Here is an 18,470-nt window from a genome sequence, read left to right as displayed (position 1 = left end):
CAATGTGGCGACATCCGTCGTACATTTTCCCGTTTTTGTTGGGACTGCAAAGGTAGAAATCTTTTTTAATTTAGCAAGCTTTTTATTTTTTATTTTCTCTGAAGTTTCCTCCCTTTAAATAACAACAGGCGATCTTTCGATCTCCCAAAGCCGGCCTTCTAAAACCTTCCTTTACATCCTTTCAATTCCTTCTCTTTTTCTCTTACCTTCTCACATTTCCCTTCCTCCGAAGCGGGTTGCAAAAGTAGGAAAATTATTACTACCGCCAAACAATATCACTGACTTATTTGTATAATCCCGCTAAAACACTGTTGTTCAGCTATAAAATTATCGTGTATAATTTACAACATGTGGCCACCCCAAAAAAACGGCTGAAATCTGCCCGATTTAAGCTTAAGCCGTATTTATAATTGCGGTATCGGAAACCGAGCTGGAAACCCATCATCAACCAAAAATTTAAAATTCGAAGCTGCGACTATACTATATATATAGGTAGGAAGATTGTGCAAGCAGTTTAAGTTTAATCTTCTTTAACAGCCAAAAGCTCCAAATAATGTTTTCCCGAATAAAGATAACCTCACTCGGGTCAACCATGGGTCAAACATGGGGTTTAATTGGGCCAAGCCATGGTTTAGTCGAACAACACTAACAGAAGTATCAACCATGACAAGAACAAAACATGAATAACCCAGGATTGCAAGACCCAAAAACAACTTCAGATGGCAATTCCGGGTTATTTTAACACAACCTGGTCTTAAACAAAAAGCCAGCCCGATAAATGGGGCTGGCTTTGAAAAGATGATACTGATCCTGTGATCAATGTGATCTGCATCATTTCAGGATTTTTCATTACCCCCGAATTTGCGGCAAATTAATTACATGATTATTTATAAACTGTTTCGCTTCGATTCTGCTCATTACCTGCCCAATGTTCCTGCGGGACATCCATGCGGAGGGATGCATGGACAAACCGGAACCCATACCGGCTGGGTTATAGATTACACTGCAATTAAAGAGCTTGTCGGCCCCTGGGTTAAAAAACTAGATCATCAGGTCATCAATCAATTGGACGGGCTGGAGAATCCCACCGCAGAAAACATTTGTTTATGGTTCTGGAGAAACCTGCAACCAGAACTTCCGGGATTATTCCGCCTGGAATTAAATGAAACACCAGATTCAGGGGTCATTTATGAAGGATAAAGTCGACCGCAGGTTAGCTATATGGCTTTATTGCGGAGCAGCGGGGATACTGATCCAAATTTTATTGGGTGGTATTACCAGACTAACGGGATCAGGCCTTTCTATTACTGAATGGAAACCTCTTCTGGGAGCGATTCCGCCACTGAATGCAGCAGAATGGGAACATAGTTTTCATCAGTACAAGCAAATCGCACAGTATAAAATCGTGAACACACATTTTAATCTGGAAGATTATAAAGCAATTTACTTCTGGGAATGGTTGCACAGGAACTGGGCAAGAATGCTTGGACTGCTTTTCATTATTCCATATCTTTTGTTTTCTCTCAAAAATGAGATCCCGAAAAAACTCCACCTGCACCTGATCGTTCTTTTCGTGCTAGGTACACTACAGGGGTTTATGGGCTGGATAATGGTAAAAAGCGGACTGAATGATACCGATATAACAGTTAGCGATCTCCGGCTGGCAATACACTTCCTGGCGGCAGTCGTATTATTCGCCTATACTTTATGGGTTGCCTTCTGGATCAGCATTCCAAATTATTTAATGCTCCCCCCCTTACACAGCAAACAAACTCCTTTTCTACTGCTCATTGTAATAATTCTTCAGTTATTTTTCGGTGCATTAATGGCTGGTTCCAAAGCCGCACTATCTGCGCCGACCTGGCCGGATATGAACGGATCTCTACTCCCAACTGCTCTTTATGAAACAGGGGCCGACCCACATTGGCGTTACCTGCTCGTCGTACAGTTTATACACCGTCTTTTAGCCTATTTAATATTAGCATTTACTATTATACTTTATTATCGGAAGGGTAAACAGCGACCGCAACAATTTTCTTTCGTAACTACCAAACTGCCACTTTTGCTGACATCAGTTCAATTAGCTCTGGGAATCTGCAGCGTAATTTACAGCTTTGAACCATTTGTCAGAAATTTCGCACTGCTGCATCAGCTGGTAGCTTTACTACTGGTAAGTAATGTCCTGCTGATCTGTTATCTCAATCAAAAAAACAATTAACGTTAAATTTTTAATTCTTAAATTTGCAGAATTAAACGCCGTTTGCAGCGGTATTAATCTTATGAAAAAATTCCAGACCATACTTTATTACTGCTACAGTCCGATAGCAGAGGCAGAACAATTTGCCGCAAATCATCTTTTATTCTGTAAAAGCCTGGGTCTTACGGGTCGTATAATAGTCGCTGACGAAGGACTCAACGGAACAGTATCCGGAACTCCGGAAGCTTGCGCTGCTTACATGGAAGCTATTCATGCCGATGAACGTTTTGCGAAAACTGAATTTAAAATAGACGATGTTGAGGAACCTTCCTTCATTAAAATGCATTGCCGCTATAAATCAGAGATTGTACATTCGGGATTAAGGGATACCAGTATTATTAATCCGAATGAGAAAACAGGAAAGCATCTGGAACCAGCAGAATTCAGATCGATGATAGACCAGGAAGATGTAATTATCCTTGATGTCCGGTCAAATTACGAACATAGCCTGGGTAAGTTCAAAAATGCGGTAACCTTAGACATCGAAAATTTCAGAGATTTTCCGGAAAAGATAGCCGAACTGGAGCAGTACAAAGATAAAAAAGTACTCACTTACTGCACTGGCGGTATTAAATGTGAAAAAGCATCTGCGCTATTGCTGCACCATGGTTTTAATGACGTTTACCAGTTACATGGAGGAATTATCAAATACGGTAAAGAAGCCGGCGGTGAAGATTTTGAAGGTAAATGTTATGTTTTTGACAACAGAATAGCTGTAGAAGTGAATTCTGTAAACCCGACCGTAATCTCAACCTGCTACAACTGTGGTACCACAACTGCCAAAATGATCAATTGCGCTAATCCTGAATGCAATGAGCACATTACACAATGTGATAATTGTGGGGAAGAATTACAGGGATGCTGTTCGGCAGCCTGTGTCAGCCACCCAAGACGCAGACCGTATGACGGGACCGGATATTACGTGAAAGTTCCTCAACCTGTTCACGAGTCTGTCAAATAAAATATAATTCTAAAGATTCAACTAGATTAAAATAGTTGAATCTTTAATTTGATTGGAATAAATAGCATTTATTTCAAAAACTCAAAAACACGAATGAAATCCAGGACTGCTTCCTTCGTGTTCAATTTTCGCATAAATTCCCTAATTTGCGCAATTCTACCAATTAACAGCGCAGCATCCCATGATCATTCGCCTGATATTTACACTCTTATTCTTTTTCGGCTTATGCTTAAATGGCATAGAAACAAAAGCTGATCCAATTAAGAGTACGGGAATACCTTATGTCCAGAATTTCCCAAAATCCTTATACCAGTCCGGTAATCAGAACTGGTCGGTAGCTAAGGACAAACAGGGCATCTTATATTTCGGAAATACCCAGGGTCTGCTTACCTACGATGGTAAATACTGGAATCAGTATGCAATGCCGGATAAACAAATCGTCAGGTCTGTCGCCGCTGACGAAAAAGGCAGAATTTATACTGGTGCATTTGGAGAATTCGGCTACTGGTCTGTCAAAAACAAAAAGCTAACTTATTCGTCACTAACCAGTCTTATTCCTAAAGGACATCCTTTTACTGACGAAATATGGAAAATCTATGTAGACGGAGAACGCGTCCTCTTTCAGTCATTCAGCACGATTTATAGCTACTCCAAAGGAAAAATAACTATAATTAAAGCTCCCGGATCATTTCTCTTTCTGCAGAAAGCAGGAAACAGATTCCTGATTGAAGTCTTAAAAAAAGGATTGTACGAATTAAAAGGAAATCAATTGACTGCACTCCCCCATTCGAATCCTAAAAGTCCGGATAATATGCTCAGCATCCTGCCTTATAAGGATGGGAAATTGCTAATCGGGACGAGTAAAGAAGGTTTGTTTCTATACGACGGCCAAAGTTATGTTCCTTTTCAAACCGAGGCAAACAGCTTTTTAAGAACTTTTCAATTGAATAATGGAATTCTCTTCGATGGCAGCTATTATGCTTTTGGAACTATTCTGAACGGACTCATCATTCTGGATGATCAGGGAAAGATTGTACAGCGCATTAATAAATCGGGCGGTCTACAGAATAACACTGTTTTAAGTTTATTTAGTGACAACGATAAAAATCTGTGGACCGGACTGGATAACGGTATTGACCGGGTCGAACTCAATTCACCCCTATATTTTTATCTGGACAAAGCGGGTCAGTTCGGAACCGTATACTCCAGCATCATTTATCAGAATAATATTTACCTCGGCACCAATCAAGGCCTTTTCTACAGTCCATGGAAGTCAAATAACACGGGTAGTTTTAACGCGTTTGACTTCAAACTTATACCTGGATCTCAGGGCCAGGTATGGGATCTGAGTCTGATTGACGGACAATTGATCTGCGGTCACAATGAGGGTACCTTCACAATCAGAGGCAATCAGCTGGAAAAAATTTCCGGCGCAAGTGGTGGCTGGACAATTAAGAAACTAAAAAGTGACCCAGGGTATCTGATACAGGGCACATATACCGGATTAGTCTTATTTAAACAGGATCCGGCTGGTCAATGGAAATATTACAGCCATATTGCCGGCTTCGCCGAACCGTCACGTTATGTAGAGCAGGATTTGAAAGGTAATATCTGGGTGAGTAACGCCTATCGCGGGCTTTATAAACTTACCCTCAGTCCAGATTACAAGAAGGTAATTAAGAAAAGGGAATATAGTCAGAAAGATGGGTTGCCTAGCGAATTTAACATTAATGTCTTCAATCTGGACAACAGAATGGTTTTTGCCTCTGCGTCTGGATTTCGAAGATATGATGAAATCAGTGACCGTTTCAGCCCTTATCAGGAATTAAATAATAACATGGGCTCATTTGCGTCAAGCCATAAAATTATTCCGGCTACACCTCAGAAATACTGGATGGTGAAAGACGGGCGTATGGCGATGGTTGATTTTACCATCCCGGGCAAGCTTCAGATCGATTCTAACCGTTTTAGCCTATTGGATGGGAGAATGGTTCAATACTATGAGAATATTAGTCAGATCAGCAGTGATGTTTACCTGGTTAGTGTCGACGACGGATTCGTTATTTACGATGCCGCTACCGGAAACCGGCAAAATGAGAAAAGCCAATTACCTAAGGTACTGATCCGGCACGTCGAAGATGCTTCTGACGTTTACAGGATTATCAGCGAATATGGAAACAGCGGCTCTACATTAGAAATACCTTATAATAGGAACAATATCCGGATCTCTTACGCCCTTCCCTATTACAGGCAGGCAAAGATCAGTTTCCAGTACTATCTGGAAGGCTACTCTTCACAATGGTCAGACTGGAACAGTGCCACACAAAAAGACTTTACCAATCTCACCAAGGGTAAATACCGGTTTCTGGTCAGAGCAAAAATAAACGATCAACAGATCAGTCAGGTTAGTGTACTTGAATTCACAGTTCTTCCACCGTTTTATGCGAGCAATTGGGCACTTGCTCTTTATTTTCTCTTAATGGTTGCCTTGCTTTTTATGGCGAAAAAACAATATGAAGCTAAATTGCTGGAAGACCGTAAAAAGATGCGGGTTAAACTCGAACTTGAGAAGGATGAATTCCTGCAGGCGGAGGCAGAGGCGACAGAGCGGGAGATTATAAAAATCAGAACAGAAAAATTGCAGGCTGAGCTCGAAAGTAAGAATCGGGAACTAGCCAGTTCGGCCATGAGCCTTGTCTATAAAAATGAACTGCTGCAAAAGCTCGGTACCGAAATTGAGAAACTCAGAAATGAGAAAGTTCCAAAAACTTCAGATGATCAGTTTCGTAAAATTCAGAAAGTAATTGATGAAGGGATGAATGACGAGAGAGACTGGAATCTTTTTGAGACCAGCTTTAATGAGGCTCACGGTTCTTTCTTCAAAAAACTAAAAGCAAGTCATCCCGACCTTGTTCCAAATGATCTCAAACTATGTGCATATCTGCACATGAATATGAGCAGCAAAGAGATGTCATCACTGCTCAACATTTCATTGCGGGGAGTTGAGATTCGGAGGTACAGGCTGCGTAAAAAGCTTAATATACCACATGACAAGAACCTTGCAGAGTTTTTCATGGAGCTTTAGTACTACATCATTACTACACAAACGACTTTCACACACCTCTCTACTTCTTCACAGATGCATTTTATATGTTCACTATATATAGGGCCTTAAACTTATTTAATGACCGTTTTACGTCCATAAAAGCCTTATTGTATTTAATACACAAAGCCTGCCTGATGTAATAATGTAGAACCCAATTCTTTGTTTATGCTTAAAAACTAACAGAGATTTAATCCACAATTAAAAACACCAATTATATCACGAGTATGAAAAGAATTTTTACAAAAATTTCTGTTTTCACTTTTCTCAGTTTACTCTTTATTAACGCTGCCTTTGCCCAGAACATCACGGTTAAGGGTAAAGTTTCAGATGGCCAGGATCAAACAACCCTGCCGGCTGTAAGCGTAATGATTAAAGGTTCCACTACAGGAATACAAACAGATGTTAATGGAAATTATTCCATTAGCGCACCAGGTAATGCCACATTGGTCTTCACCTATATAGGCTACACCACACAGGAGATCCCTGTAAATAACCGTACAGCAATCAATGTTTCTCTGGCTTCATCCTCACAACAACTAGAGCAGGTTGTCGTAGTAGGTTATGGTACACAAAGAAAAGTTGATGTTACCGGATCTGTTGCTACCATTAAAGGTGAAGACATTTCCAAACAAGCGTCAACCAACCCGGTGAGTGCGTTACAGGGAAAAGTTGCAGGTGTATCTGTAACTAACGTAGGTGCTCCGGGTAAGTCTCCTAAAATCACAATACGTGGTACGGGTACGATCTACGGTAATACGAATGTATTATATGTAGTTGACGGTGTATGGTATGATGATATTAACTTTTTAAATCCGGCAGATATTGCCAGCATCAGTGTATTAAAAGACGCATCCAGCCAATCAATTTATGGTATACGGGCTGCGAATGGTGTAGTACTGGTTACAACTGTCCGTGGTAAAAACGGCGATCCTACTATTAACTACAACGGGTCAATCGGCATACAGCGCGTAACCAACGGCGTAAAAATGACCAATGGTCAGGAATATGCCACAGCAGTTAATGAGGCTACAATGATAGCTGCTGACTCATTGCTTCTGAAAAATCCTAACTTTGGTAAAGGTACAAACTGGTACGATCAGGTTCTGCGTACTGCAATGGTAACCAACCACCAGATCTCTATTAATGGTGCTTCTGAAAAATCCAGCTATAACTTTTCACTGGGTTATCTGAATCAGGACGGAATTGTAGAGAAAAACAACTATAAAAGATATACTGCTCGTTTATCCAATGATTTTCAGATTTTCAAAGGGTTGAAAATTGGATATAATGTGACGGGTGTTTCCAGTACTTCAAGTGATGCACCAACGACTATCTTCCGTGGGTTATATTCCGCAGCACCAATTATTCCTGTGTTTAATCCGGATGGATCTTACGGTGATCCGGCTATTTATAAATTAGGAAACGGTAGCGCAACAAATCCACAGGCAACTATGGATTTCTTTAACCAGACTAATAAATTTTATAAAGCCACTGGTAATGTTTATGCTGAATTAAAATTTGCTAAACATTTTACTTTCAAAACCAGTGCGGGTGGAGATTTTAGCCAGGAAGAAGTTAGATCCTATACCCCTGTCTACAATGCTACGGTGGCGCAGGTGTCAAACACCAGTATTCTAGCGATTGACAGGATTGAAAATAGAAACTGGATTCTGGAAAACACGCTGACTTACGATAATAAATTCGGAGATCATAGCTTAACTGTTCTGGCCGGCCAGACTGCACAACGTTACAGATCTTACACTATTAATGCTTCAGGAAACAACGTACCCTATAATAAAGATGGTGATTTGTACCTGAGCCTTGCCGATGCAAGTTCCCGTCAGATTACGGATAAAGGATCTGTTAATACAGCAACTTCTTATTTTGGTCGTGTGAATTACGGTTTCAAAAACAAATACCTGTTAAATGCTTCATTAAGAGCTGATGCTGCTTCCCAGTTTTTTGGAGGAAGTGATCTTTGGGGTTATTTCCCTTCAATCGGCGCAGGCTGGGTAGTGAGTAATGAAGAATTCATGAAAGATCAGGAAGTGTTCTCAAACTTAAAATTGAGAGGTAGCTGGGGTAAAGTAGGTAACGCAGGTGTTCCGATTAACCCAAGTACACAAACAGTAGATCAAAGTGCAGGTTTAATCGCTTTCTTTAACGGACAGCCAAATACAGGTGCGGGTATCAGAACTTTGGTTCCACCAGTAATTTTCTGGGAAAGAAGTGCCGGAACTGATATCGGTTTAGAAATGGGCTTTTTAAGCAACAGATTAAATGTGGAGGTTGACTATTATAACAGAACAACACAGCAGGCAATCTTTGATATTCCAATCCTGGGATCATTGGGTACGGAAAACAGTACACTGATTGGGAATCAGGCAGATTTCCGTAACCGCGGTTACGAGTTTGTAGCATCCTGGTCAGATAAGACTTCGAATGGACTAACATATTCGATCAGTGCGAATGTGGGTATAAACAATAATAAAGTATTGAATGTAACTTCAGGAGCCAATCCAATTGATAAAGGTGGCGCAGGTTTAACCAGTGGTGTTTTACCTACAAGAACTGTTGCCGGACAAGCAATCGGTATGTTCTACGGATACCAGGTTACCGGTATTTTCCAAACTGCCCAGGAAGTTACAGCTTCTGCACAACCTGACGCAAAACCGGGAGACTTTATTTATGCCGACAACAATGGAGACGGCACAATTGACGGTAACGACCGCCAGTATCTTGGAAATCCAAATCCTAAATATTCATACGGTGTGAATACCAATTTTGCTTATAAAAATTTCGATCTGACTTTGGATATTCAGGGTGTTGCAGGTGTAGATGTTTATAACGGAAACCTGGCAGCAAGATTCGGTAACGAAAACTACACTAAAGATTTCTTCGATAACAGATGGCATGGTCCGGGTACTTCTAACTCCTACCCTTCTGCAAATATGAGCGGTGGCAGAAACTATCTGGCGAACTCATTCTGGGTAGAAAGCGGTGCTTATGTAAGATTGAGAAATATTCAGTTAGGTTATACATTACCGGAGATGATGACGTCTAAATGGAAAATTAAAAAACTTCGTGTATTCGCAAATGCACAAAATGCAGTGAACTTCTTTGGTTACAAAGGTTTCAGCCCGGAAGTTGGAGGTACGCCAACCAATGCAGGTGTAGATATCAACGTATATCCACTTTTTGCGACTTACAATCTAGGTGTAAACCTTACTTTTTAATTCCACAGCAATTTTTGATCAAGACAAATCTTATACAGATGAAAACATATTTTAACACAAGTATTCAAAGGTGGTGCGCTGTTGGTTTATTATCAACAGTTCTACTCACTACTTCCTGCAAGAAAAGTTTTCTTGACATTGACCCTCAGGGTCAGCAGGAATCGGAACAATTCTGGAAATCCCAGGAAGATGCTACTAAAGCTGTCAATGGAATGTATGCCAATTTAAGAACGTGGAATAACACAGCGTTCCCTGCCCTGGCAATCGAAAGTATACCTTCCGACGAAGCAGATAAAGGCAGTACGGCAACCGATGCAACGTTCTTTAATCTTTATGATACTTTCACCGTAACTTCTACAGAGGGCTCTTTCTTAGGTTTCTGGACAGGACAATATCAAAATATTAACCTGACTAACCAGGTACTGGATAATATTCCGGCAATTACAATGGATGAAAGCCTGAAAGCCCGTTATCTGGCAGAAGCTAAATTTATCCGGGCATACTCTTACTTTAGATTAGTCAGAGCTTTCGGTGGTGTGCCACTTAGACTGACTGTTCCAAAAGACCAAACTGAGTATAATATTCCAAGAGCGACTAAAGAAGAAGTTTATGCACAGATTGAAAAAGATCTGGACGAAGCAGCCTCGGTATTACCACAAGCTTACGGCACAAACGATATCGGGCGTGCAACCAAAGGTGCTGCCATAGGCCTGCATGCCAAAGTTGCGATGTATCAGCAGAAATGGGCAGATGCGTTATCCCTAACTAACCAGGTGATGACTATGGGCTATAGCCTGTTCCCTGATTTCGAAAAAGGTTTCCGTACGCAAAACAAAAATAACTCAGAATCTTTATTTGAAGTACAGTGTGAATTACTTCCGGGTAATAAAGATGCTTCTAACTCACAATACAGCCAGGTACAAGGCGTACCAGGCGTCGTGGGTGGTGGTGGTGGATGGGGCTTCAACGTACCATCTGATGCTTTGAATACAGCTTTTGAAACCGGAGATCCGAGAAGAGATGCAACTATTCTCTACAGAGGTGAAACTACTCCACAGGGTGACAAGATTCCAACAACTACACCAAACCCAAGATACAACCAGAAATCATATGTTCCATTTTCGATGTGGGTATCTGGTTTTAATGAAGGAGCGCAGCAAAATGTCAAAGTCCTTCGTTTTGCAGATATTCTGCTGATCAATGCAGAGGCCGCAAATGAAATGGGTAATACTTCCCTGGCTTTAAGTTCTCTTAATAAAGTACGCGCAAGAGCCAGAGGCACTCAAACTGGTATTTTACCTGATGTAACTGCAACAGATAAAACAGCATTAAAAACTGCAATTTACAAAGAAAGACAAGTGGAACTTGCACTAGAAAGTGACCGTTACTTTGATGTAATCCGTCAGGGAAGAGGTACTGAAGTATTCGGTCCTAAAGGTTGGAAAGCCGGCAAGAACGAAATCTGGCCTGTGCCTGATCAGGAGATTGAAAGAAGCGGCGGTTTGCTTACTCAAAATCCTGGATATTAATATTTTTTAATCTTAAAGGCTGGTAGTGAGAAACTACCAGCCTTATTCATATCATAAAATGATCAAATTCAATACTTACTTATTATCCGGGCTGTTATTTTTTAGTTTATCCTGCCTTACCCTGACAGCCTGTGCACAAAAAAATTCTGCAGATGCCATCAAACCGCAGATGAAAATTCAAAAAGACCTGACTGACGATCAGTTATTGGATCTGGTTCAAAAACAAACCTTCCGGTATTTCTGGGACTTTGGCCATCCGGTAAGTGGAATGGCACGTGAGCGGAGCAATGTCGCTTTTGAATACGGTAACGAAGTGGTAACCACTGGTGGTACAGGATTCGGCGTGATGTCTATCATTGTTGCTTCGGAGCGAAAGTTCATAACCCGTGAGCAGGCTGCAGCAAGAACTAAGAAAATTGTCGATTTCTTATATAAAGCAGATATGTTTCATGGTGCTTTCCCGCATTGGTTAAATGGTGAAACCGGAAAAGTAATCCGTTTCAGTCCTAAAGATGATGGAGCTGATATCGTAGAGACTTCACTCCTTTTCCAGGGCTTACTGACCGCTAAACAATATTATGATGGAGACAATGCAGTGGAGAGAGATATCAGGAACAAAATCCTGTGGATGTGGGAGGGTATTGAATGGAGCTGGTTTACGCAACAGCAGAATGTATTGTACTGGCACTGGAGTCCGAACAACGGATGGAGCATGAACCATCAGATTAAAGGCTGGAATGAGTGTTTTATCACTTATGTACTTGCTGCATCTTCTCCGAAATTTCCGATCACTAAACGTGTATACGACGATGGATGGGCAAATAACAATACCTTTTTCAATGGTAAAAAATTCCAGGGCATTACACTTCCTTTTGGTTTTGATTACGGTGGTCCGCTTTTCTTTTCGCAATACTCTTTTACCGGTCTTGACCCACGTGGTTTAAAAGACCAGTACGGAGATTATTTTGAACAGAATAAAAATCACACCCTGATTAACAGGGCTTATTGCATTGAAAATCCAAAAAAATATAAAGGATATAATGAAAATAGCTGGGGTTTAACTGCAGGCGATAGCTGGCAGGGTTATGCTGCCCATTCTCCAACAGAGGATCTGGGTGTGATTACGCCAACCGCAGCCTTATCAGCTTTTCCATATACACCGGAATATAGTATGCAGGCACTGAAGCATTTCTATTTTGATCTGGGTCCGAAGATCTGGACCGAGTATGGTTTCGCAGATGGCTTCAGCGAAGAACATGACTGGTATGCAAAATCGCATCTGGCTATTGATCAGGGACCGATTATATGCATGATTGAAAACTACCGCAGCGGCCTGCTCTGGAAATTATTTATGAGCAGCCCGGATGTGAAAACCGGATTGCAAAGACTGAGTATCGAAAGCCCGGCCATAGCCAAATAATATATCAATATAATACATACACAAATGAAACGAATTAATTCCCTTTTATTGCTGACAGCTTTGCTAACAGGCGGGAGTGCGATCGGACAGCAGAAAGCCGCTGTTTCGAAAGACCCTAAAATGGACGCTTTTGTCAATGAACTCATGTCTAGAATGACTATCGAGGAAAAGATCGGACAGTTAAATTTACCTGCTGTCGGATTTGATGTGACCGGACCAATACTAAGTGAAGGTGTCGATGAAAAAATTGACCAGGGACTCGTTGGGGGTGTATTCAATACTTTCACTCCCCAGGCGGTTAGAAAACTGCAGCAACGTGCTGTAACCAATTCCAGGTTAAAAATTCCATTGTTATTCGGATATGACGTTGTTCACGGACATAAAACTATTTTCCCTATCCCTTTAGCGCTAAGCACGTCATGGGATATGGACCTGATCGAAAAAAGTGCCCGGATCGCTGCACGTGAAGCAAGTGCAGACGGACTAAACTGGACTTTCTCGCCGATGGTCGACATTAGCCGGGATCCAAGATGGGGCAGAATGTCAGAAGGTTCTGGTGAAGATCCTTACCTGGGCGGACTGATCGGTGCGGCTATGGTTAAGGGATATCAAACTAACAGTCTGGCCAATAGAGATGCTATCCTTGCCTGTGTGAAACACTTTGCGTTATATGGTGCAGCGGAGGCGGGAAGAGACTATAATACTACTGACATGAGTCCGATTAGAATGTACAATGAATATCTTCCTCCATATAAAGCAGCTATTGATGCTGGTGCAGAAACGGTGATGGTATCCTTTAATGACATTAACGGTGTTCCGGCAACTGCTAACCACTGGCTATTGACAGACCTGCTCAGAAACCAATGGGGTTTTAAAGGTTTTGTTGTTAGTGACTATACCGGTGTGAGTGAGCTGGTGGCACATGGATTAGGTGACCTGCAAACTGTAAGCGCAAGATCTGTGTCAGCAGGAACAGATATGGATATGGTCAGTGAGGGATTTCTAAAAACTCTAAAAAAATCTTTGGATGAAAAGAAGATTGGTATTGACGTAATTGACCTGGCCTGCCGCCGAATCCTTGAAATGAAATACAGAATGGGTCTTTTTGCCGATCCGTTTAAATATGTGGACGAGAAAAGAGCGGAAACTGAAATTCTATCTGCAGCAAACAGAAATGATGCAAGAAAAATTGCCGCTGCTTCAATGGTCTTATTAAAAAATGAGAATCAACTTCTCCCACTGCGCAAAAACGCTAAAATTGCTTTGATCGGTCCGTTGGCAGATAACCAACGTGATATGATCGGTAACTGGAGTGCTGCCGGCGACTGGAAAAAAGCCGTCAGTGTAATGACTGGCCTAAAAAATATGGCGCCAGACCTTAAAATCGTTTATGCTAAAGGTGCTAACCTGGTTGATGATCCTCATATTTTAAAACAGATCAATGCAAATGGTGCAGAAATCCATGCAGATTCAAAATCCCCGGATGAATTGATTTTAGATGCAGTGAAGGCTGCAAAAGAAGCAGAAATTGCTGTAGTAGTATTAGGAGAAAGCGCAATTATGGGTGGAGAAGCTACAAGCCGCACGAATTTGGACCTTTTACCGAATCAGCAGAAATTATTGAAAGCATTAAAGGAAACCGGTAAACCTATCGTTCTTGTATTAATGAACAGCCGTCCTTTAACACTTACCTGGGAAGATGAAAATATACCAGCCATCCTGGAAACGTGGTTTGCCGGAACTGAAGCTGGGAATGCAATTGCAGACGTATTAATGGGTAATTATAATCCTGCCGGAAAATTAACAGCAACCTTCCCAAGAAATATGGGACAGATTCCGCTCTATTATAACCATAAAAGTACTGGTCGTCCATACAACGGCGTATCGAATGAAAAATTTGTATCCCGCTATATAGACAGCTCAAACGATCCGCTTTACCCTTTCGGATACGGTTTAAGCTATACAACTTTCAGTATTTCACCTGTTAAACTGAATCGTACCGATTTGCAGAAAGGTAGAAATCTGGAAGCTGCAGTGGAAGTCAAAAATACAGGTAAATATGACGGACATGAAGTTGTCCAGCTTTACATTCAAGATATTTACGGCTCAGTTACCCGACCGGTTAAAGAACTTAAAGGTTTCCAGAAAATATTCCTCAAAAAAGGTGAATCTAAAAAGGTAATTTTCAAAATCGACGAAGAAATGCTCCGATTCTATAATTCTGAGCTTAAGCACGTTGCTGAGCCAGGAGACTTCAATGTGTTTATTGGCTCAAATAGCCGTGATGTCAGTCAGGCAACATTTAAATTGTCAAACTAATTTATATTTCGCGTAAAGCCCCCTGGATTAATTCAGGGGGCTTTTTTGTTTCAAAATTTTGGGTTGCTTAGTGTTGAAAGTACAATATTGGAAATTATTTAGCCCGTAATTAAAAAAAATAGATTTAGCTATTGCAAGTAATGAATTCATTACATAAATTAGATTTAACCAAATATAATTAACGCCCGTTTCTCCCGGCAAGCTCAAGCCAAAAAAAACGTGTTATATAGTTGTATATACTAGCTCTTCCGATCCGGTTCTTATTCCGGAATATTTTCGAAAAAAGAATTGACCCCCTAAACCAATTATCGAGTAACACTATGTAACATCTTTAAAAATCTTAACCCTAACCAAATTAAATCTTATGCAACAAATTTTACCCCTTTTCAAAAGAGCCTCCGTTCTTTTGCTCATGAGTTTGTGTATCGCATTTTCGGTGCATGCGCAAACCAGAATTACCGGAAAAGTCGTCGCAAGTGACGACAAGATGCCAGTCATTGGTGCCTCGGTGAAAATCAAAAATTCAGCTTCCGGAACAATGACCGATGCCAATGGTGCTTTTGCTATTCAGGCCGGTCCTTCTGATGTGCTGGTTATTTCATTTATTGGATACGGAACACGCGAAGTTACCGTCGGCCAGCAAAAATCAATTGACGTAACACTTCAATCTAATTCTAATGATCTTACTGAAGTCGTTGTAACGGGTTACACCGCACAACGGAAGAAAGATCTTACTGGTTCAGTAGCGGTTGTTGACGTAGCACAACTGAAAGCACAACCGGCTGCCAGCGCAGTAGAAGCCTTACAAGGTAAGGCCCCGGGTGTACAGATCGTCAACGATGGTGCGCCAGGTTCTACGCCACAAATCCGTATTCGTGGTAACAGTACAATTAATAACAATGAGCCGCTTTATGTAGTGGACGGAGTACCTTATGAAGGTAATCTTAACTGGTTAAACCAAAATGACATTGAGAGTCTTCAGGTACTGAAAGATGCGTCTTCAGCGTCAATTTATGGAGCAAGAGCAAATAACGGTGTTGTAATTATTACGACAAAAAAAGGAATTGCAGGGCCTCCTAAAATCAATTTAGATGCTTATGTAGGTATTTCGGCACCTAGAAAAAGTACATTCCCTAAAATGATGAACCCACAACAATATGCGCAATATATCTTCGATGGATATACCAATGCAGGACTTCCCATTGACGCCGGTGCAAATTATGGAAGCGGTTCTACGCCGACACTTCCAGAATACCTGGTAGCAGGTGGTGCAAATGGTCAGGATGTAACTGCTGCAGATGCAGATCCGTCGAAATATAATTACACCAGAGATACCAAACTTTTTATCAGATTACCAAAGCTAATAAACAAGGAACCAATTGGTTTGAAGAGATGACAGAACCAGCCCCCGTTCAAAGCTATCAGTTAAGTAGTACTGGTGGTAGTGAAAACGCAACATATGCATTCACCGGAGGTTACCTGAATCAGAAAGGTACCATCAAAAATACTGGTTTTACACGTTACAATCTCCGTTCTAACACCAACATCAAAAAAGTCCGTTTTGGGGAGAATGCACAATATTCCTATAGTGAAGCTTACGGTATGGGCGTAAACACGGCAACTGCGGGTGAAGACCAAGGTGAAGGTAGTCCCATCGGCTGGGCATATCGTATGCCAACGATTGTTCCTGTTTATGATATACAGGGTAATTATGCAGGTAGCCGTGGTAGCCGTTTAGGTAATGCAGAAAACCCAATTGCTGTATTGGACAGACAAAAAGGAAATCTGAGCAAAAGTAATTTCTTCTTCGGTAATGTATTCGCAGAAGCAGATATCATAGACGGTCTTGTTGCCAGAACCAGCTTTGGTTTACGTTATGAGAATTACAGTCGTATAGAAATGCGTTACCCCAATCTGGAGTTCTCGGAAGGTAATACCTCCAATAGCCTAACCGAAGTCAACGGCTACAGAACCGAATGGACCTGGACAAATACATTAAATTACAACAAAGTATTCAATGAGAAACACCGTTTAGGTATTTTGCTTGGTACTGAAGCCATCAAATCATCAAGCAGAGAGACTACCGCCGCAAGAAACGACTTCTTCCTGCTTGGAGATCCAAATTATTATTATCTGAATAATGGTGCATCCGCTATCTCTAACGGAAGTTTTGGTGCTTTAGGTTCATTATTCTCGCTCTTTGGCCGTGCAGATTACGCCTATAACGATCGTTACCTGGCTAGCATTACAGTTAGAAGGGATGGATCATCCAACTTCGGTCCGGAGAATAAATATGGGGTATTTCCTGCTGCAAGTGTGGCCTGGAGAATCTCTGAAGAAGATTTCCTTAAAGACGTCAGCTGGTTAACAGATTTAAAATTCCGCGCAGGTTACGGTGAAACCGGTAACCAACGTATTGACGCGAATCAATATCTGAACAGATACCGCAATTCCATTATCCAGTCAGGCTATGGTATGGGTGGTGGCAATGGAATCGTTGCAGGTGTATGGCAAAACTCCTATGCTAATACCGGTGTAAAATGGGAATCTTTGAAATCACTAAATCTTGGAGTTGACTTCACCTTAGCTGACGGTGTATTTGACGGATCATTTGACTGGTATAACAAGAAAACATCAGATATGCTGTACCGGGTTCCTCTTCCGGCGACGGCGGTAGGTGGCGGTACTTCGCCCTACGTAAATATTGGCGATATGTCGAATAAAGGTGTTGAACTTGCCTTGGCTTATCATTACGGCCGCAACAACGACAAGCCATTTAAGTTTGATATCATGGCTAATATTTCCAGAAACGTCAACAAAATCGTTAAACTTTCTGATGACGTTAGTGAGCAGCCTTACGGTTTCTATAGAAGTCTTACAACCAGTCTTCTGAAAGTTGGAGAATCTTTTGGTTCATTCTATGGTTACAAAGTGGCTGGAATCTATCAGAACGCTGATGATGTGAAAAATAGTCCGTCATATGAAGGAGCTCGTGTTGGTGGATTCAAATATGCAGATGTCAATGGAGATGGTGCACTTACACCTGAAGACAGAACTATTATCGGAGATCCTAATCCTGATTTTCTGTATTCATTAGGATTCAATGCCAGCTATAAAAACTGGGATTTCGCCGCCTTCTTCAATGGTTCTCAAGGAAATGACCTATATGATGTTAATCGTTATTTTACAGATTTCCCAAGTTTTGACGGAGCAAGAAGTACCCGTTTATTAAATGCATGGAGCCCTTCTAATCCTGATAGCCAGATTCCATCTTCATATGTAGGTGGATCTACCCTGGAATATGCTTCATCAAGTTATTATGTGCAGAATGGCAGCTTCTTCAGAATGAAAAATCTGCAGATTGGTTATTCCATTCCTATGGAAAATGCATCCAAAACAAAAACAGGAATTAACAAGCTCAGAATATATGTAAGCGCGACCAACTTATTTACAATTACCAAATACACAGGACTTGATCCGGAAGTTGGTCAATCATTTGACACTTTCTCAGCTCCTGGTGTAGACCGTGGAGTTTATCCGATTCCGCGTCAGTTCTTAATTGGAGTAAACCTGGGTTTCTAGGCCTGAATCTTACTAAAAGCTAACCATAACTAAACAATCAAATCAGATAAAATGGATATA

10 protein-coding genes are annotated in these 18,470 nt (G+C 41.2%); all 10 read left to right on the top strand.

Annotated elements, in window-relative coordinates; genetic code table 11:
- Window positions 1-879: 879 nt before the first annotated feature.
- The 10 genes from BM192_RS19845 (at window position 880) to BM192_RS19805 (ending at window position 18,410) form a co-directional block, all read left to right on the top strand.
- On the top strand, window positions 880-1,200 hold the full coding sequence (locus BM192_RS19845) for a 6-pyruvoyl trahydropterin synthase family protein (protein WP_037437900.1): 321 nt from the start codon (window positions 880-882) through the stop codon (window positions 1,198-1,200).
- Window positions 1,190-2,218 (top strand): COX15/CtaA family protein, encoded by a 1,029-nt coding sequence (locus BM192_RS19840; protein ID WP_037437901.1) that lies wholly within the window; start codon window positions 1,190-1,192, stop codon window positions 2,216-2,218. The genes BM192_RS19845 and BM192_RS19840 overlap by 11 nt, the downstream gene beginning before the upstream one ends.
- 61 nt (window positions 2,219-2,279) lie before the next feature.
- On the top strand, window positions 2,280-3,218 hold the full coding sequence (gene trhO, locus BM192_RS19835) for an oxygen-dependent tRNA uridine(34) hydroxylase TrhO (protein ID WP_037437903.1): 939 nt from the start codon (window positions 2,280-2,282) through the stop codon (window positions 3,216-3,218).
- A gap of 181 nt (window positions 3,219-3,399) precedes the next feature.
- Window positions 3,400-6,303, top strand: coding sequence for a ligand-binding sensor domain-containing protein (locus BM192_RS19830; protein ID WP_037437905.1), 2,904 nt, complete (start codon window positions 3,400-3,402; stop codon window positions 6,301-6,303).
- 245 nt (window positions 6,304-6,548) lie between these two features.
- The gene (locus tag BM192_RS19825) at window positions 6,549-9,560 is read left to right on the top strand and encodes a SusC/RagA family TonB-linked outer membrane protein (RefSeq protein WP_037437906.1); all 3,012 of its coding nucleotides are present in this window, start codon (window positions 6,549-6,551) and stop codon (window positions 9,558-9,560) included.
- A gap of 38 nt (window positions 9,561-9,598) precedes the next feature.
- Window positions 9,599-11,089 (top strand): RagB/SusD family nutrient uptake outer membrane protein, encoded by a 1,491-nt coding sequence (locus tag BM192_RS19820; protein ID WP_037437908.1) that lies wholly within the window; start codon window positions 9,599-9,601, stop codon window positions 11,087-11,089.
- Between the two features lie 58 nt (window positions 11,090-11,147).
- On the top strand, window positions 11,148-12,509 hold the full coding sequence (locus BM192_RS19815) for a glucoamylase family protein (protein WP_037437915.1): 1,362 nt from the start codon (window positions 11,148-11,150) through the stop codon (window positions 12,507-12,509).
- Between the two features lie 24 nt (window positions 12,510-12,533).
- Entirely contained in the window at window positions 12,534-14,828 is a 2,295-nt protein-coding gene (gene bglX / locus BM192_RS19810) for a beta-glucosidase BglX (protein ID WP_037437909.1), read from the top strand.
- 364 nt (window positions 14,829-15,192) lie between these two features.
- Window positions 15,193-16,224 (top strand): TonB-dependent receptor plug domain-containing protein, encoded by a 1,032-nt coding sequence (locus BM192_RS21080; protein ID WP_212611590.1) that lies wholly within the window; start codon window positions 15,193-15,195, stop codon window positions 16,222-16,224.
- Complete coding sequence (locus BM192_RS19805) at window positions 16,221-18,410, top strand: SusC/RagA family TonB-linked outer membrane protein (RefSeq protein WP_212611589.1); 2,190 nt, start codon at window positions 16,221-16,223, stop codon at window positions 18,408-18,410. Before BM192_RS21080 ends, BM192_RS19805 begins: the two co-directional genes overlap by 4 nt.
- Window positions 18,411-18,470: the final 60 nt, after the last annotated feature.

It is taken from the genome of Pedobacter antarcticus, from assembly GCF_900112985.1.
Classification (GTDB): Bacteria; Bacteroidota; Bacteroidia; order Sphingobacteriales; family Sphingobacteriaceae; genus Pedobacter; species Pedobacter antarcticus.
Note: the sequence above shows the minus strand (reverse complement) of the source record. Positions and strands in the feature narration are given on the sequence as shown.